This is a genomic window from Streptomyces sp. NBC_00057, assembly GCF_045041165.1.
Classification (GTDB): Bacteria; Actinomycetota; Actinomycetes; order Streptomycetales; family Streptomycetaceae; genus Streptomyces.
Genome location: NZ_CP108256.1, coordinates 5,022,740 through 5,040,917, shown reverse-complemented (window position 1 = coordinate 5,040,917; position 18,178 = coordinate 5,022,740). Strand labels below are relative to the sequence as shown.

15 protein-coding genes are annotated in these 18,178 nt (G+C 70.3%); 1 reads left to right on the top strand and 14 read right to left on the bottom strand.

Features of this window, described 5'->3' with window-relative positions:
* Positions 1-128 precede the first annotated feature (128 nt).
* The 7 genes from topA to OG953_RS23780 all read right to left on the bottom strand — a co-directional run bounded on the left by topA (position 129) and on the right by OG953_RS23780 (position 10,394).
* Positions 129-2,969, bottom strand: coding sequence for a type I DNA topoisomerase (gene topA / locus OG953_RS23810; protein WP_405686715.1), 2,841 nt, complete (start codon positions 2,967-2,969; stop codon positions 129-131).
* 330 nt (positions 2,970-3,299) lie between these two features.
* Complete coding sequence (locus OG953_RS23805) at positions 3,300-3,497, bottom strand: hypothetical protein (RefSeq protein ID WP_093893721.1); 198 nt, start codon at positions 3,495-3,497, stop codon at positions 3,300-3,302.
* Positions 3,498-3,864: 367 nt separating this feature from the next.
* Positions 3,865-5,379: a methyltransferase gene (locus tag OG953_RS23800; RefSeq protein ID WP_405686714.1), complete on the bottom strand. Its 1,515-nt coding sequence runs from the start codon at positions 5,377-5,379 to the stop codon at positions 3,865-3,867.
* A 92-nt stretch (positions 5,380-5,471) separates the two neighbouring features.
* Positions 5,472-6,089 carry a small secreted protein gene (locus OG953_RS23795; RefSeq protein ID WP_405686713.1) on the bottom strand — a complete coding sequence of 206 codons (618 nt, stop codon included), beginning with the start codon at positions 6,087-6,089 and terminating at the stop codon, positions 5,472-5,474.
* 306 nt (positions 6,090-6,395) lie between these two features.
* Positions 6,396-8,837, bottom strand: coding sequence for a sodium-translocating pyrophosphatase (locus tag OG953_RS23790; protein ID WP_405686711.1), 2,442 nt, complete (start codon positions 8,835-8,837; stop codon positions 6,396-6,398).
* 295 nt (positions 8,838-9,132) lie between these two features.
* Positions 9,133-9,615: an ATP-binding protein gene (locus OG953_RS23785; protein ID WP_405686710.1), complete on the bottom strand. Its 483-nt coding sequence runs from the start codon at positions 9,613-9,615 to the stop codon at positions 9,133-9,135.
* A 425-nt stretch (positions 9,616-10,040) separates the two neighbouring features.
* Complete coding sequence (locus tag OG953_RS23780; RefSeq protein WP_003967428.1) at positions 10,041-10,394, bottom strand: STAS domain-containing protein; 354 nt, start codon at positions 10,392-10,394, stop codon at positions 10,041-10,043.
* Between the two features lie 78 nt (positions 10,395-10,472).
* Here OG953_RS23780 and OG953_RS23775 point away from each other — a divergent pair, with 78 nt between their 5' ends.
* The gene (locus tag OG953_RS23775; protein ID WP_405686708.1) at positions 10,473-13,010 is read left to right on the top strand and encodes a DEAD/DEAH box helicase; all 2,538 of its coding nucleotides are present in this window, start codon (positions 10,473-10,475) and stop codon (positions 13,008-13,010) included.
* Here OG953_RS23775 and OG953_RS23770 read toward each other — a convergent pair.
* The 7 genes from OG953_RS23770 to ssd all read right to left on the bottom strand — a co-directional run bounded on the left by OG953_RS23770 (position 12,892) and on the right by ssd (position 17,926).
* Positions 12,892-13,284 carry an Rv3654c family TadE-like protein gene (locus tag OG953_RS23770; RefSeq protein ID WP_405686706.1) on the bottom strand — a complete coding sequence of 131 codons (393 nt, stop codon included), beginning with the start codon at positions 13,282-13,284 and terminating at the stop codon, positions 12,892-12,894. The genes OG953_RS23775 and OG953_RS23770 overlap by 119 nt on opposite strands.
* Positions 13,285-13,394: 110 nt before the next feature.
* Entirely contained in the window at positions 13,395-13,805 is a 411-nt protein-coding gene (locus OG953_RS23765) for a TadE family type IV pilus minor pilin (RefSeq protein WP_405686704.1), read from the bottom strand.
* Positions 13,792-13,992: a DUF4244 domain-containing protein gene (locus tag OG953_RS23760; RefSeq protein WP_398628122.1), complete on the bottom strand. Its 201-nt coding sequence runs from the start codon at positions 13,990-13,992 to the stop codon at positions 13,792-13,794. Before OG953_RS23760 ends, OG953_RS23765 begins: the two co-directional genes overlap by 14 nt.
* Before the next feature lie 58 nt (positions 13,993-14,050).
* Complete coding sequence (locus OG953_RS23755) at positions 14,051-14,845, bottom strand: type II secretion system F family protein (protein WP_405686702.1); 795 nt, start codon at positions 14,843-14,845, stop codon at positions 14,051-14,053.
* Entirely contained in the window at positions 14,842-15,657 is an 816-nt protein-coding gene (locus OG953_RS23750; protein ID WP_405686701.1) for a type II secretion system F family protein, read from the bottom strand. Before OG953_RS23750 ends, OG953_RS23755 begins: the two co-directional genes overlap by 4 nt.
* A gap of 62 nt (positions 15,658-15,719) precedes the next feature.
* Positions 15,720-16,868 carry a TadA family conjugal transfer-associated ATPase gene (locus OG953_RS23745; protein ID WP_405686699.1) on the bottom strand — a complete coding sequence of 383 codons (1,149 nt, stop codon included), beginning with the start codon at positions 16,866-16,868 and terminating at the stop codon, positions 15,720-15,722.
* Entirely contained in the window at positions 16,865-17,926 is a 1,062-nt protein-coding gene (ssd, locus tag OG953_RS23740; RefSeq protein WP_405692018.1) for a septum site-determining protein Ssd, read from the bottom strand. The genes OG953_RS23745 and ssd overlap by 4 nt, the downstream gene beginning before the upstream one ends.
* Between the last annotated feature and the right edge of the window lie 252 nt (positions 17,927-18,178).

Below are 18,178 nucleotides of genomic sequence, written 5' to 3'. Positions count from 1 at the left end.
CCGGTTCCGGGAAGGGGCGGGTAGGGAACCAGCCCCGCCACAGGCGCCCCGCCCTCGCCCACCCGACCCCGGTACGCAAACGCCGGAGGGGCTGGAAAACCCAGCCCCTCCGGCGATCGGTCGTGCGGTCAGTCCTCCACAGACGCCGCAGTCGTCTTCTTCGCCGCAGACGTCTTCTTCGCGGTCGTCGTCTTCTTCGCCGCGGTCTTCTTGGCTGCCGCAGTCGTCTTCTTGGCCGCCGTCTTCTTCGCGGTCGCCTTCTTGGCCGGGGCCTTCTTCGCCGTCTTCTTCTTGGCGGGCCCCTTGGCGCGCTTCTCGGCGAGCAGCTCGTAGCCGCGCTCCGGCGTGATGGTCTCGACGCTGTCGTCGGTCCGCAGCGTGGCGTTGGTCTCGCCGTCGGTGACGTACGCACCGAAGCGCCCGTCCTTGACCACGACCGGAGCCCCGCTCACCGGGTCGGTGCCCAGTTCCTTCAGCGGTGGCTTGGCGGCGGCGCGGCCGCGCTGCTTGGGCTGGGCGTAGATCGCGAGGGCCTCTTCGAGGGTGATGTCGAAGAGCTGTTCCTCGGAGGTCAGCGACCGCGAGTCCGTGCCCTTCTTCAGATACGGGCCGTAGCGGCCGTTCTGCGCGGTGATCTCGACGCCGTCGACGTCCTCACCGACGACACGCGGCAGCGACATCAGCCTGAGCGCGTCGGCCAGCGTCACCGTGTCCAGCGACATGGACTTGAAGAGCGAGGCCGTCCGCGGCTTGACCGCGTTCTTTCCGGTCTTCGGGGTGCCCTCGGGCAGCACCTCGGTGACGTACGGGCCGTAACGCCCGTCCTTGGCGATGATCTGGTGCCCGGTGATCGGGTCCGCACCGAGCTCGAAGTCGCCGCTCGGCTTGGCCAGCAGCTCCTCCGCGTACTCGACGGACAGCTCGTCGGGCGCCAGGTCCTCCGGCACGTCCGCGCGCTGGTGGCCCTCGGAGTCCTTCTCGCCGCGCTCGATGTACGGGCCGTAGCGGCCGACCCGGAGCTTGATGTCGTTGCCGACGGGGAAGGAGGAGATCTCACGCGCGTCGATCGCGCCGAGGTCGGTGACGAGCTCCTTCAGACCGCCGAGGTGGTCGCCGTCGCCGTTGCCCGCGTCGGAGGCCGCCCCCGCTCCGGCCGTGTCGCCGGCGCCCGCACCGAAGTAGAAGCGCTTCAGCCACGGCACGGACTGGGCCTCGCCGCGCGCGATGCGGTCGAGGTCGTCCTCCATCTTCGCGGTGAAGTCGTAGTCGACGAGCCGGCCGAAGTGCTTCTCCAGCAGGTTGACCACGGCGAAGGAGAGGAAGGACGGGACGAGCGCCGTGCCCTTCTTGAAGACGTAGCCGCGGTCCAGGATCGTGCCGATGATCGAGGCGTACGTCGACGGGCGGCCGATCTCGCGCTCTTCGAGCTCCTTGACCAGCGAGGCCTCGGTGTAGCGGGCCGGCGGCTTGGTGGCGTGGCCGTCGACCGAGATCTCCTCGGCGGACAGCGCATCGCCCTCGGCGACCTGCGGGAGGCGCCGCTCGCGGTCGTCGAGCTCGGCGTTCGGGTCGTCGGCGCCCTCGACGTACGCCTTCATGAAGCCGTGGAAGGTGATCGTCTTGCCGGACGCGGAGAACTCGGCGTCCCGGCCGTCGCTCGCCCGGCCACCGATCTTGACGGTGACGGAGTTACCGACCGCGTCCTTCATCTGGGAGGCGACGGTCCGCTTCCAGATCAGCTCGTAGAGCCGGAACTGGTCGCCGGTGAGGCCGGTCTCGGCAGGGGTGCGGAAGCGGTCGCCGGAGGGACGGATCGCCTCGTGCGCCTCCTGCGCGTTCTTGACCTTCCCGGCGTACGTGCGCGGCTTGTCCGGCAGGTAGTCGGCGCCGTACAGCTGCGTGACCTGGGCCCGGGCCGCGGAGACCGCGGTGTCCGAGAGGGTTGTGGAGTCCGTACGCATATAGGTGATGAAGCCGTTCTCATACAGCTTCTGCGCGACCTGCATGGTGGCCTTGGCCCCGAAGCCCAGCTTCCGGCTCGCCTCCTGCTGGAGGGTCGTCGTGCGGAACGGGGCGTACGGGGAGCGGCGGTACGGCTTCGACTCGACGGACCGTACGGCGAACGTGGCGTCGGCGAGCGCGGCGGCCAGGGCGCGGGCGTTCGTCTCGTCCAGGTGCAGCACCTGACCGGAGCCGGACTTCAGCTGCCCGTCCGGACCGAAGTCACGGCCCTGGGCGATGCGGCGGCCGTCGACCGCGCTGAGGCGGGCGGCGAGGGTCGACGGGTCGGAGGCATCACCGGCACGGCCGGTGGCGAACGTGCCGGTCAGGTCCCAGTACTCGGCGGAACGGAAGGCGATGCGCTCACGCTCCCGCTCGACGACGAGACGGGTCGCCACGGACTGGACGCGGCCGGCCGACAGGCGCGGCATGACCTTCTTCCACAGGACCGGCGAGACCTCGTAGCCGTAGAGACGGTCGAGGATTCGGCGGGTCTCCTGGGCGTCGACCATGCGCTGGTTGAGCTCGCGCGGGTTGGCGACGGCCTCCCGGATCGCGTCCTTGGTGATCTCGTGGAAGACCATCCGGTGGACCGGGACCTTGGGCTTCAGAACTTCCTGCAGGTGCCACGCGATGGCTTCGCCCTCGCGGTCCTCATCGGTGGCGAGGAAGAGTTCGTCGGACTCGGCCAGCAGCTGCTTGAGCTTCCTGACCTGCGCCTTCTTGTCCGCGTTGACGACGTAGATGGGCTGGAAGTCATGCTCGACGTCGACGCCGAGCCGACGGACCTCGCCGGTGTACTCGTCCGGGACCTCTGCGGCGCCGTTCGGCAGGTCGCGGATGTGCCCGACGCTCGCCTCGACGACGTATCCGGGGCCGAGGTAGCCCTTGATCGTCTTCGCCTTGGCAGGCGACTCGACGATGACGAGTCGGCGGCCGCCCTGTGCGGTCTCGCTGGTCGGGGACAACTTCGCTCTTCTCTCCGGTCGACACTCAGTGGGCATCCGGGCAGCGCGGTGACGCTGCCGACGGTGCTGTCGCTGCGGAGTGTGACGGTACAACCCGCCCCCGTGTCAAACGGCAAAAGCCCGCAACGGCCACTCGAACGGTAACCCGACTTCCGCCATTCCTGCCGCCCGGACTGCCCGGTCCGCCGCGCGCACGGCCGCTGCCTGCGGGTTTCTGGTTGCTGTGGCGGCGCTGCCGGCACCGGCGGTGAGGGACGGACGGTCCGGGCGTGTTCCCTGCCACTGGCCGCCGTGCCCTGCGGTTCCCGGCCCGGTCCGGCGGGGAGTGGATCAGATGCGGGTGAAGCACCACACACCGAGGACGAGAAAAAGTACGCCGAACACAGTGGCGAGAGCGGCTGAGGCGACGGGGCTCACACCATGCGCCACCGGCGCGCGGTGCAGCACGCGCGCCCCCGTCCACAGCAGCAGCGCGGCGCCGAACAGTGCGAATGCTGTTCCGGCGAAGACCGCAGGTCCGCTCTCCATGTCCGTACGCCTCCCTGTCCCTGCTCGTCCGGGGCCTGTGCCATCCGGTCAGGGGGAGGCTGCCACCCCAGGGCGTCGTGCACGCGAACCCTCGGTGAATGACCGGATTCACACATCCCGGAAGCGCGGGACCGAGGCCCCGGGCGCAGCACCGGTCCCCGAGCCAACCGGAATCCGCAGCCCCCGCGGCGGACTGTCGGCGGTGAGCGTGAAGACGCTGATGGCGGGCCCGTTCATTGCATACGCCAGCGCGCGCCCGAACCGGAACGGAGCCCGGTGCCGGAGACAGCCGCGGTGGCGGAGGAGTCGGCGGCCGCCCCACCCCGGGACCAGGGCCGGGGCTGGGACTGGAACCAGAGCAACGCCATCAACTCGCCGGCGACACCGGCTCCAGGAAGCCCTCCTCCACCAGCAGTCGGATCGCCTGCGGGGTGCGGTCGCGCAGCAGCACGGGGTCCTCGTTCATCAACTGGGCGATCGCGTCCAGGATCCGGCCCGCGGGCAGCGTTCCGTCGCACACGCCCGCGAAGCCCGCGCCGACGGCGTCGACCTTCGTCGCACGCCGCATGCCGCGGTTCTGACGGAGCACCACATGCTCGGGGTCCTCCGCGCCCGGCAGTCCGACCTGCTCCTGCACTACCTCGGCGGCGAGTGCGAAATGGCCGGCCAGGAGCGCCGCGTCGTCCTGTTCGCGGAGGTAGTCCTGGCGGGCGAAGTGGGCCTGGACGGCCGGTCCGAGCGGCTGCTCCACCGCGTGCGGCCACTCCTCGATCACGACGGACGGGTTCCCGGCGGCAGCCGCGGCGGACTTCCGCAGGGTGATCCAGCCGAAGCCGACGCCCTTGGTCTTGCGGGCCTCGAACTCGTCCAGCCAGGCGTCGTACCGTGCGGCGTACTCTGCGGGATCCGTGCGGTGGTCGCCGCTGTCGCGCAGCCACAGCTCCGCGTACTGCGTGACGTCCTGGACCTCGCGCTGCACGATCCAGGCGTCGCAGCCGTGAGGCACCCAGGAACTCAGCCGGTTCTGCCACTCCTCGCCCTCGATGTGCTGCCAGTTGGCGAGAAAGTGGGCGTATCCGCCTTCGTTCAACCGGTCGCCCGACTGCTGCACCAGGGTCCGGCACAGATCGTCGCCGCCCATGCCGCCGTCGCGGTAGGTGAGGCGGGCGCCGGGCGAGATGACGAACGGCGGGTTGGAGACGATCAGGTCGTACGTCTCGGTTCCGACCGGCTCGTACAGGGAACCCTGGCGCAGTTCGGCCGGGGCGGCGCCGGACAGGGCGAGCGTCAGCCGGGTGAAGTCCAGCGCACGCGGGTTGAGGTCGGTGGCCGTGACCCGGGTGGCGTGCTGCGAGGCGTGCAGCGCCTGGATGCCGGAGCCCGTACCGACATCGAGCGCGGAGGCGACAGGCGTACGGACGGTAATCCCGGCGAGCGTGGTGGACGCCCCGCCGACTCCGAGGACCACACCCTCCTCGCGCGAACCGATGCCGCCCGCGCCGCCGACCGCGCAGCCCAGGTCGGAGACGATGTACCAGTCCTGCCCCTCGGGCCCGCTGTACGGGCGTACGTCGACCGTGGCCCGCACCTCGTCGCCGGTTCGGGTCACCCAGCCGTCCTCGATGCACTCGGCCAGTGGGAGCGCGGCGCGGGCCCGCTCGTACGGGACGGGGTACTGGAGCAGGAAGAGACGCACCAGTATTTCGAGCGGCGAGTCCCCCCTGGTGGCACGCAGCGCCGGAACAGTCTCGCTGCGGGCGAGCGCGGCATAGGCCGGTGCACCGAGCAGGTCGAGGAGCCCGTCGGCGGTGAAGGCGGCGGCGAGCAGGGCTTCGCGGAGCCGGGGCGAACGGTCGGGCGCGGGGAGACTGGTCGTACTCACCCACCCATTGTGGCCGCTACCGCCGACAACGGCAGCGGCCCGGCGCCCACTGAGGCCGCCGGGCCGTCCGTACAACAGCTACTTCCGCTCGGTTACGGCTTCTTGCTGGGCGAGGCGGACGGGGAGGCCGACTTCGAGGAAGCGGTATTCGGCGGCACCGAGGCCGTCGGCTTCTGGCAGCCCTTCTGCTTCGCCATCGCGGTGCCGACCTCGCCGGACTGGAGCTTCTTCAGCGCGTCGTCACCGCTGGTGCTGATCTTGTTCAGCTCGTCCGCGATGCCCTTGAGACCGTCGGCGAACTTCGCCTGGTCCTTCGTGTCGAGGGCGTCGACCTTCTTCTGCAGGTTCGCGTACGCCGCGGAGGAGGCGTTGAGCTCCTTCACGGCCTCCTTCTGCGTGGTCTCGCCGCCGTCGACCGGCGGCGCGCCCGCCGAATCGACAGCCACGCCCAGTGCCTTGTACGCCTGCGAGATCTGCTGGAAGGCGACCGAGTCGGTCTTCTGAACGTCGGCGGGCTTGCTGTTGTCGGCGGTCTGCTGCTGGATGGCGGCGTTGGCGTTCGCGATCTTCTGCAGTTGGGGCTGGACCTGGTCGCAGACCTTCTTGGCCCAGGCGTTCACCTTGTCGCTGTTGTCGTCGCTGCTGCAGCCCGACAGCGTAAATACCAGTACCGCACCGCCGGACAGCGCGGCCGCAAGCTTCTTGTTCACCGGATCGGTCCCTTCCAAGGCTCTCGGCCCCGGAACTTACACGTCGAGCGCCCTCCATCCGGGTGCCGGACGTCCGATGAGTAGCCTTTTGTAGCCATTTGCACCAAGGGAAATGAGGGAGATACAACTCACCCACACAGCCCTCCACACGCTGGAACGCCTACACGAGCAAGCACACGGACGGGCGTACCGACCGGCATACCGACACCAGAACACGACCGGGCGAACGACGCACCAGAGTGCGTCGCCCGCCCGGTCGTCGAGCCGGGATCGGCTACATGCCACCGGCCCGTTCCCGTCGCCGTTTCACGAAACAGCCGCCTGGTCGGCCGATTTGGCAGGTCCCCCGCCGCTGTCAGCGGGGTCCTCCTCGTCCCCCACGGCGATCCCGCGCCGTTTGGAGACGTAGACCGCGCCGATGATGACGGCGACGGCGAGCACCGCCACCACCGCTCGTACGCCGACGCTCGCGTCCTGCCCGTAGCTGAACTGCACCACCGCCGGGGCGATGAGCAGCGCGACCAGGTTCATCACCTTGAGCAAGGGGTTGATCGCCGGTCCTGCCGTGTCCTTGAACGGGTCGCCGACCGTGTCCCCGATGACGGTCGCGGCATGGGCCTCGCTGCCCTTGCCGCCGTAATGACCGTCCTCGACGAGCTTCTTGGCGTTGTCCCACGCACCACCGGAGTTGGCCAGGAAGACCGCCATCAGTGTGCCGGTACCGATGGCACCCGCGAGATACGAACCCAGCGCCCCGACGCCGAGCGTGAACCCGACGGCGATCGGCGCCAGGACGGCGAGCAGGCCGGGCGTGGCGAGCTCGCGCAGGGCGTCCTTGGTGCAGATGTCGACGACGCGCCCGTACTCCGGCTTCTCGCTGTAGTCCATGATCCCGGGATGCTCGCGGAACTGCCGCCGCACCTCGTAGACCACGGATCCGGCAGACCGGGACACCGCGTTGATCGCCAGCCCGGAAAAGAGGAAGACGACCGCGGCACCGAGGATCAGGCCCACCAGGTTGTTGGGCTGCGAGATGTCCAGACTGAGTGTCATCTCCCCGGCCTTGGCCCCCACGTCGTCGACCGCCGTGGCGATCGCGTCACGGTACGAACCGAAGAGCGCCGACGCCGCCAGGACGGCCGTGGCGATGGCGATGCCCTTGGTGATGGCCTTCGTGGTGTTGCCGACGGCGTCCAGGTCGGTGAGGACCTGAGCACCGGCGCCCGTGACGTCACCGGACATCTCCGCGATGCCCTGCGCGTTGTCGGAGACCGGGCCGAAAGTGTCCATGGCAACGATGACACCGACGGTGGTGAGCAGCCCGGTCCCCGCCAGGGCCACCGCGAAGAGCGCCAGCATGATCGACGTACCGCCGAGCAGGAACGCCCCGTAGACGCCCAGACCGATCAGTAGTGCCGTGTAGACGGCGGACTCCAGACCGATGGAGATACCGGCGAGTACGACGGTGGCCGGACCGGTCAGCGAGGACTTGCCGATGTCCCTGACGGGCCGCCGGTTGGTCTCGGTGAAGTAGCCGGTCAGCTGCTGGATCAGAGCGGCCAGCACGATGCCGATGGCGACGGCGACCAGGGCGAAGACCTGCGGGTCGCCGCCGTGCGAGGAGATGGCGGTGTCGGTGACGCCGTCCAGATCCGCGTACGAGGACGGCAGGTAGACGAAGACCGCCACGGCCACCAGGGCGAGCGAGATCACCGCGGAGATGAAGAATCCGCGGTTGATGGCGGTCATTCCGCTGCGGTCGGCGCGCCGCGGGGCGACCGCGAAGATCCCGATCATCGCGGTGACCACACCGATCGCCGGAACGATCAGCGGGAAGGCCAGTCCGGAGTCGCCGAAGGCGGCCTTGCCGAGGATGAGCGCCGCGACGAGCGTCACGGCGTACGACTCGAAGAGGTCGGCCGCCATGCCCGCGCAGTCACCGACGTTGTCGCCCACGTTGTCGGCGATGGTGGCGGCATTGCGTGGGTCGTCCTCCGGGATGCCCTGCTCCACCTTGCCGACGAGGTCGGCGCCGACGTCCGCGGCTTTGGTGAAGATACCGCCTCCGACCCTCATGAACATGGCGATCAGCGCGGCACCGAGACCGAAGCCCTCCAGCACCTTGGGCGCGTCGGCGGCATAGACGAGGACGACACAGGAAGCACCGAGCAGCCCGAGGCCCACGGTGATCATGCCGACCACGCCACCGGTACGAAAAGCGATCTTCATCGCCTTGTGCGAAACAGCGGTGAGATCCCTTTCGGGTTCCCCTTCCGCGGGAGTCGCCTCACGCGCAGCGGCAGCCACACGGACATTACTGCGTACGGCAAGCCGCATCCCAATGTATCCGGTGGCCGCCGAGAAAAACGCACCCACCAGGAAGAACAACGAACGGCCCGCGCGCTGCGACCAGTTGTCGGCCGGAAGCAGCAGAAGCAGGAAGAAGACCACGACGGCAAAGGTGCCGACGGTGCGCAGCTGCCGGGCCAGATAGGCATTCGCGCCCTCCTGGACGGCTGCCGCGATCTCCTTCATACGGTCGGTGCCCTCACCGGCCGCCAGTACCTGGCGCACCAGCAGCCGGGCGACGACCAGTGCGGCGATGGCGACGACCGCGACGACGATCACGATGACGCGGTTGTCATCGGTGAGTACCGCGGCCGCCAGAGATGCGGGTCGACCGGAAGGTGTGGAAAGTGCGGAATCTTGCGTCAGTCCTGCCAGTGGGGTGTTGAAGAACTCCGCCATACGTCCTCCTTGACGCTCAGCGCTCAAGACGTGGACGGATTGTAGGGAGCGGAAGCTGATCAAAACAGTGCGCGGTAAATGTAATTGACCTTAACGGCGGATCGGCAAATGATCACGGCCGCGGATCGACCCGAATGCAGTAATGGGGCAGGAACATTTTCCGTAGATCAATGATCACACAGAAATGAAAAAAGGCCCTGCTCAGCAGGGCCCAAAAAGAGGGATCAAGAAATGGATCGGGGGATGGATTCGGGGGAATCAGGACGGCCGGACCGCCCGTGACGCCTGCGGCGCCTCAGGGGAGCACCGTCACGGGCGTCTTCGGCCAGCTCATGCGGATCACTCCGCCGTTGGCCCCCGATCTGACTTCCACATCATCGACGAGGCCGCTGATGACTGCGAGACCCATCTCGTCCTCGCCGTCGGCGTCGGCCTCGGAATCCGGACCATCGAGTCCCACGCCGGGCGTGGCGCCGCGTGTCGCGGAGACTCCGGCGGGTCCGCCGGGAGCAGGCTCGGCACCCGGCCCGGGCACCTCGTCGCCGACCTCGATGGAGAAGGACTTCTCCTCCTCGGTCAGGACGACCGAGACGGGAGCAGTGATGCCATGGCTGCGGTGCAGCCCGACTGCGCGGCTGCAGGCTTCACCGACGGCGAGTCTGACCTCGTCGAGCACGGCTTCATCGACCCCCGCCCGACGCGCCACGGCGGCTGCCACGAGGCGGGCCGTCCTGACGTGTTCGGGCTGGGCGCTGAAGCGGAGTTCAACGGTGGCCATGCGATCCCCCTCAGACGTACGGGCGTGCATCCCAGGGATCCGGGCGGGCTGCCCGACACCCCTGCTCTTCTTCCGGTCTTCATCCGGTCTTGTTCCGGTCTTCTTCCGGAACCGGCGAAGCTGTCGGCCGACCGGCCTGGTCGCCGATTGCGGGCCCACTGACGGACAGCTGCCGACTGACCGGCAGGCGCCCGAACCGGCAGACGGCCCACTCCCAAGCGGCCGAATACCGAACAGCCGACGGCGAGCAGCCGGCCGACAGACCGGACGCCGACCCGTTGCTCAGCGGTCGGGGCACTGGCTACCCAGGTCCCGACCGCTGACTGCCCGACCGGCCGACTACCTGACTGAGGCAGCCGACGGTCAGGCCGCCCGCCGGTCACGGCTAGCACCGGCCGCGCGCCGGACCGGCCGCGGACCGACCGTCAGTCGGTGGCCGCAACTGCCTCGTCGACCGTGGTGTGAATCGGGAACACCTTGGTCAGACCAGTGATCCGGAAGATCTTGAGAATGCGCTCCTGGTTGCAGACCAGGCGCAACGAGCCCTCATGGGCCCGGACACGCTTCAGGCCGCCCACGAGCACGCCGAGGCCGGTGGAGTCGAGAAAGTCGACGCCTTCCATGTCGACAACCAGGTGGTAGCTGCCGTCATTCACCAACTCGACCAACTGCTCGCGCAGCTTGGGCGCGGTATACACATCAATCTCGCCACCGACCTCGACGACCGTACGGTCGCCACCAGGGCCGGACACATTGCGAGTCGACAAGGACAGGTCCACGGATCCTCCAGCACCTTGCTATCGAGCGGTCGCCCCTCGGTCTCCCCGACGGAGCCAGGGGACGGATCGCCAGCCGCCATGGCATTCAATCACTTACCAGCAGCCATGCACGACGCCTTGGGACCATTGTCCGTCACGCCAGTGACACACTCGATGCCGATGGCCAAGAATCACCGCCCCAGTCGACCACCCGAGAACAGGGACTCCCGCCCCTCTCCCGCCATGGTCCTCGACCGGCTCGCCGCAGCGGCGGGCCGGTCCGCGCGCATCACTCATACGGAGCACTTGCCCCCGCGTACGGGAACCCATGCCATCTGGCCCGATCGCATCCGGCCAGAAGTGATCGCCGCGATCCAAAAAGCCGGAATCGACCACCCTTGGGCGCACCAGGCAGCCGCCGCCGAGCACGCCCTGGACGGCGAATCCGTGGTCATCGCCACCGGCACGGCGTCCGGCAAGTCACTCGCCTACCTCGCCCCGGTACTCACCGCACTGCTCGACGGCTCCGAGGCCCCGAACGGCCGTGGCGCGACCGCCCTGTATCTCGCCCCCACCAAGGCCCTGGCCGCCGATCAGAGGCGTGCGGTGAAAGAACTCGCGGCACCGCTCGGCAACGCCATCAGGCCCGCGGTCTACGACGGCGACACCCCGGTCGAGGAACGCGAGTGGGTGCGCCAGTACGCCAACTACGTCCTGACCAACCCCGACATGCTGCACCGCGGGATACTCCCGTCCCACCCCCACTGGTCCTCCTTCCTGCGCGCCCTGCGCTTCGTCGTCATCGACGAGTGCCACACCTACCGGGGTATCTTCGGCTCCCACGTCGCCCAGGTGGTGCGCCGACTACGCCGCCTGTGCGCCCGCTACGGAGCGAATCCGGTATTCCTCCTCGCCTCGGCCACCTCGGCGGAGCCCTCCGTCGCGGCGGGCCGCCTCACCGGTCTCCCGGTCAAGGAGGTCGCCGACGACGCCTCGCCGCGCGGCGAAATGGTCTTCGCCCTGTGGGAGCCGCCCCTCACCGAGTTGCACGGTGAGAAGGGCGCGCCCGTGCGCCGTACCGCCACTGCCGAGACAGCCGACCTCCTCACCGGTCTGACCGTCCAGGGCATCCGCTCGGTCGCCTTCGTACGCTCCCGGCGCGGCGCCGAACTGATCTCCGTCATCGCCAAGGAGCGCCTCGCCGAGGTGGACCGTTCCCTGCCCGCCCGGGTAGCCGCCTACCGCGGGGGTTATCTCCCCGAGGAACGCCGCGCCCTGGAGCGTGCCCTGCACTCCGGTCGGCTGCTCGGCCTTGCCACCACCACCGCTCTCGAACTCGGCGTCGATGTCTCCGGCCTGGACGCCGTCGTCATCGCAGGCTATCCCGGCACCAGGGCGTCGCTGTGGCAGCAGGCAGGCCGCGCCGGACGCTCCGGCCAGGGCGCCCTGGCCATCCTGGTGGCCCGCGACGACCCGCTGGACACCTTCCTCGTCCACCATCCCGAGGCGCTCTTCCAGCAGCCCGTGGAGTCGACCGTCCTCGACCCGGACAACCCGTACGTCCTCGCCCCGCACCTGTGTGCCGCCGCTGCGGAGCTCCCGCTCACCGAGCCCGATCTGGAGCTCTTCGGCCCGGCCGTGGCCGAACTGCTGCCGCAGCTGGAGGCCGCTAAGCTGCTGCGCAAACGCGCATCGGGCTGGCACTGGACCCGCCGCGAGCGCGCCGCCGATCTCACCGACATCCGCGGCGAGGGCGGCCGCCCCGTCCAGATCGTCGAGGAGGGCACCGGCCGACTGCTGGGCACCGTCGACGAATCGGCCGCGCACACCGCCGTCCACGAAGGCGCCGTCCACCTCCACCAGGGCCGCACCTATCTGGTCCGGAAGCTGGATCTGGAGGACTCGGTGGCCCTGGTCGAGGAGGCCAACCCGCCGTACTCGACGACCGCACGCGACACCACCGCCATCGCCGTCCTGGAGACCGACACCGAGATCCCGTGGGGTGACGGGCGGCTCTGCTACGGCTCCGTGGAAGTCACCAACCAGGTCGTCTCCTTCCTGCGTCGCAAACTGATCACCGGCGAGGTCCTCGGCGAGACCAAGCTGGATCTACCGCCCCGCACTCTGCGCACGCGCGCCGTGTGGTGGACGGTCACACAGGACCAACTCGACGCCGCCCGTATCAACCCGGAGATCCTGGGCGGCGCCTTGCACGCCGCGGAGCACGCATCGATCGGGATGCTGCCGCTCTTCGCCACCTGCGACCGATGGGACATCGGTGGCGTCTCCGTGCCGTTGCACCCGGACACCCTGCTGCCCACGGTCTTCGTGTACGACGGTCATCCGGGCGGTGCCGGATTCGCCGAGCGGGCCTTCCACACCGCCCGTACGTGGCTGACCGCGACCCGCCAGGCCATCGCGTCCTGCGAATGCGAGGCGGGCTGCCCGTCCTGCATCCAATCCCCCAAGTGCGGCAACGGCAACGATCCGCTGCACAAGCGGGGCGCCGTGCGCCTCCTCAGCGAACTCCTCCGGTCCGCGCCGCCGGACCCCGGGGAGCCGAGCCGTCCGGAACCGTCGGAGGCGACGGATCCGGAGAGCCGGGAGCAGCCGCCGGAGGGCCGGCCCGGGACCTGACCGCCGGTTCGTACGGCCCGAAACTCACCCGGGCCGTCACATCGGCGATCTCCCCACGCACCGTGCACCGCGCTACCACCGCCCCCTGTGCCGCGGCCACCTCCTCGGCCGCCCCGCACGCCTCCCCGGGCCCTTGCAGGGCCCGGTCGGCCGCGGCCAGGGCTGCCAGGTCCGCCGCACCGCCGGCCCGGTGCCGGACGACCACCACCTGTCCGAACGCCAGCACGACCGCAAACACCGCGCACAACGTGGCCGTGGTCATCGCCACCCACACCGTCGCCAGACCTCTGTCCCGGTCCGGGGCCCGACCTCGACTGCGACCGTGATCCCCGCTCCTGTGCAACCACCCGAGGACGGCCTTCCGGGCTCCCCCTCCTGTCCCGGTCACGGCGTCACCCCCACCGTGTCCTCTGCAAGTGCTGCCGCCTCCGCATGGAGCTTGAGGGCCAGTGGGCCGGGTCCGGGCATCGGCGCCGCCACTCGTACCCGCCACAGCTCCCCGGCCCGCTCCATCGCGACTTCAGCCCCGCCGGGTGCCGCCGAACGAGTGGCTTCCAGCACCTGCGCCTCCGGTTCCGAGCGGGCCGCCGCCCTCGCCCCGGCCCGGGCCGCGTCCACGCAGCGGATCTGGGCGGAGGCGGCCATCAGCGCCCAGACCAGCGCCAGGGCGAACACCACCAGCACCGGAATCGCCATGGCTGCTTCCGCCGTCACCGCCCCCCGGTCTCCGCCCCCGCACACGGTCCTGGAACGACCTCCGGCGCACGCCCCGGAGCTGCTCCTAGAACTTCGCATCGAGCGCGTCCTTGAGCAGTGACTGCAGTGCGGACATGACCGGCTGGCTGGTGACCACTTTGTAGAGCACCGCCGCGAACGCACAGGCCGCGATTGTCCCCACCGCATATTCGGATGTCGTCATTCCGTTGTCCGAGCGGACTCGGCGCACCATGCTCCGCACCCAGCCCCTGATTCGCTGTTCCATTTCAACCCCCGCGAAATTCATAATTCATATCGAATAGATACTCACTAGTACTTTTCTGTCACCCGTTGTGAAACAGGCCGGTCGCCAGACCGATCACCACCGGCGCCACTCCGACCGCCAGGAAAGCGGGCAGAAAGCAGAGCCCGACCGGTGCGGTGATCAGCACGCCTGCCCGCTGGGCACGCGCCACGGCCGCGCTCGCCCGCTCCGCCCGCATCGCCTCGGCCAACCGCGCCACCGGCTCCGCCGCCGGAGCCCCGGTCGATCCCGCCCGGTCCAGGCAGCGGGACAGCGCACCCGCGCCCGGTATCTCCCCGAACCGCCCCCAGGCCACAGCAGGTTCACCACCGAGCCGGATCTCCGCGGCCGTCCGCGCCAGACGCACGCCGACCGGCCCCCCCAGCGACTCCCCCACCGCCTCCGCTGCCTCTCGGGGCCCGGCTCCGGCAGAGATGCAGGCCGCCAAGAGGTCAGCTGCCAACGGGAGTTGCCGTGAGACCTGCGCCGCTTCCACAGCGCCGACCCCCGGTTCGCGGCTGCGCCGGGCCCGCTGCCACCTCCAGGCGCCGTACGCCCCTGCCAGCCCGGCCGCGAACCCCGGCAGGCCGCCGATCAGGACCACGCCTGTCGCCAAAGCCCCCAGTGGCGCAATCCATTCCTTCACCTGGGCGCCGGAAATCGTCCGCCCCCGCTGACGCTTCTCCAGGCCGATGGCCAGCAGCACCGCACCCCGACGGCGTACCGTCCGCCTCCGCCGCCGTCTCGCCAGGGCGAGGGCCAAATACGCGACCGTGCCCAGAACCGCCCACACTGCCGCCGCCCGGTGAACGACTTCGCCGGTGACCCCGTTCACGCCGCCTCCCCCGCCCGCACGATCCGGCCGGCCCAACAAAGCCCGGCCGCCTCCAGAAACCCACCCGCCACCAGACAGACCAGCCCGGCCGGCGTGTGCAGCAGAACCCTCAGCGGATCGGCTCCGAGCGCCGCCCCCAGCCCCAGACCCAGCACCGGCAGCAGCGCCAGCACCGCCACCGTCGACCAGGCTCCGGCCAGTTGGGCCCGTAACTCCTCCCGTCTGCGTCGCTCCGCCCGCAGCGCACCCTCCAGGCGGTCCAGGCCCGCCGCGAGCCCGGTCCCCCCGTCCACCGCCACCCGCCAGCAGGCCGCCACCCCGGCAAGCCCGTCCAGACCCGGCTCCCGAGCCGCCTGCCCCAGCGCCCCCGGCACATCGCCGCCGAACCGCGCCGCAGCGGACACAACAGCCTCCGCCGTTCCCATCGCCCCGGTCCCGCGGACAGCGACGAGCAACGCCTGCCCCGGCTCGTGCCCGGCCCGCAGCTCACCCACGACAGCACCGCACAGCGCCACCACCCCATCGGCCCGGCGTTCGCGCTCCTGCGTCAGGGCCCGTCTCCGCAACCACCGCCGCACCAGCGGCACCGCCACCGCCACCGCCAGCACCGGCAGCACGGATTCCCCCAGCACGGCGATGGCCAGCGCCACCGGCAGACAGAGCCACTCCCGCCGCGCCCGCAACCGCTCCTGGAACCAAGCCCGAATCCGCTCCCAGCGCTCACGCAGCGGCGACTCCACCACCCCGTCGACGAACAACACCCGCGCTCGCCGACGCCCCTGGTCCTGCACCACCACCAGCCAGGCCGCCACCCCGACACACAAGACCGCCGCACAGCTCACGCCGGCCGACAGACCCACCGTCGCGCCACCGCTCACAGCGCACCCCCGATCATCGACCGCAGCCGTTCCCAGCCCCGCTCCTGCACAAATCCGTCGGTGCCCCAGCGCAGTGCCGGCACGGTCACCACCAGCCCAGCCGCATCCCGCTCCAGGACCTGCACCTCGGCGATCCGCCGCTGGCCGGCCCGGTCCCGTACGAGATGGACCACCACCGACAGCGCGGCCGCCAACTGGCTGTGAAGCGCGGTCCGGTCCAGTCCCGCCGCCGTCCCCAACGCCTCGAGGCGGGCCGGGACGTGCTCGGCTGCATTGGCATGCACCGTCCCGCAGCCGCCTTCGTGGCCGGTGTTCAGCGCGGCCAGCAGTTCGGTGACCTCGGCGCCCCGCACCTCCCCGACCACCAGCCGGTCGGGCCGCATCCGCAACGCCTGCCGCACCAGGTCCCTCAGGGTCACTCGCCCCGCCCCCTCCTGGTTGGCAGGGCGCGACTCCAGACGCACCACATGCGGATGGTCCGGCCGCAGCTCCGCCGAGTCCTCGGCGAGCACGATTCGCTCACGCTCCCCGACCGCACCCAGCAGACTCGACAAGAGGGTCGTCTTCCCGGCCCCCGTCCCCCCACTGATCAGATACGAGACCCGGGCTTCCACCAACGCCCGCAGTACCCGGTCACCGCCCGGCGGCACGGTCCCCGCCGCGACCAGCTCCGCCAGCGAGAAGGCCCTGGGCCGCACCACCCGCAGCGACAGGCACGTCGAGCCGACGGACACCGGCGGCAGCACGGCATGCATACGGGTGCCATCCGGCAGCCGCGCGTCCACCCAGGGCCGGGCGTCGTCGAGCCGCCGCCCCGCCACGGCCGCCAGCCGCTGCGCCAGTCTGCGCACTGCGGCGGCGTCCGGAAAGGTCACCCCGGTGAGTTCGAGCCCGCCGCCCCGGTCCACCCACACCCGGTCCGGCGCGGAGACCAGGACATCCGTCACGGCCGCGTCGGCGAGCAGCGGTTCCAGCACCCCGGTGCCGACCAGTTCGCCACGCAACTCATCGGCTGCGCCGAGCACTTCGGCATCGCCGAGGAGCCGTCCCTGGGCCCGAAGAGCTGCCGCGACCCCGGCCGGGGTCGGCGCCGCGCCGCTCTCTGCCAGCCGTTGCCGTACGGCGTCGAGCAGCGTCTCCGTCATGACGCACCCCCACCGGCACGTCCCCCCGCAGCCTCCGGGGCGAGTGCCCGCTCCCAGAACGCCGCGCAGAACCTGGCCAGTGGACTGCGGGCACTGCCGCCGGGCGGTCCGCCGCCGTCCTGGGTGGCCAGCAGCCCGGCGTCGAGCGGGAGTTCACCGGCAAGCGGCAGCCCCAGCGCCTGCGCCACCCACCGTTCGTCGAGGCCTGCCGCGTACGGGCCGCGGGCCACCACTCGCAGGTCGTCCAGCACCATCCCGGCCATCGACGCCACCCGCTTCGCCGCCGCGACTGCGCGAAGCTCTCCGGGGACCACCAACAGCCCGAGGTCCAGCTGTGCGAGTGCCTCGGCCACCGCCTCGTCGACCCGGCGCGGCAGATCGACGACCACCACCCCGCCGAGTCGGCGCGCGGCGGCCAGCACGGCCTGTATGGCCTGTGGCGGGATGACCACCCAGTCGTCGCGGCCCCAGCTGAGCACCCGCAGACCGTGCAGTGCGGGCAGCGACTCCTCCAGTGCGCCTCCGCCGACCCGCCCTTTGGAATGGGCGAAATCCGGCCACCTCATTCCCTCGGCCCGTTCTCCGCCGAGCAGCACATCGATGCCCCCGCCGAGCGGGTCACCGTCGATCAGCATGGTCCGCCGTCCGGCCCTGGCCGCGGTCACCGAGAGGGCGCAGGCCAGCGTGGATGCGCCGGATCCGCCCCGTCCGCCGATCACACCGACGGTGAGTGCCGGCCGGCCCACGCCTTCCGCCGCATTGGCGATCTGATCGACGAGCCAGCCCTCCGAATCGGGCAGCCTCAGCACATATTCGGCCCCGATCTCCACGGCGCGGCGCCAGACATCCGGGGCGTCCTGGTCCCGGCCTACGAGCATCACGCCGCGCCTGCGCGTCGCTCCGCGGCACCGCCGGGCAGCATCGTCCCCCACGAGAACCATCGGGGCCTGCTCCCAGCCACCTCTGCGTTCGGGCAACGAGTGATGAACTTCTGGTTCCGCTCCGGCGGCCGCGCACAGCCGCAGCAGATCGTCGAGGAGTTCCGCATCCTCGGTCACGATCAACGGTCCGCCCCGCTGTACTCCGGCGGTCGGCAGACGATCCCGTGCGATGGATTCAGCCACGATCTCCGCCCCCTTCTCACTGCACCTTCGTCGCGGTTCGCGGTGATCTCGGAGCGTTCCGAGATCGGCGATTCCACAACCCGCGGACTTCGCGGCTGGAATCACCGTGCAGCGCTTCGGAAAATCGTGTGGATCTTGCTCAAAAACTGTGGATAACTCCGCCGTTGTGAATATCTCTGTCGCTCG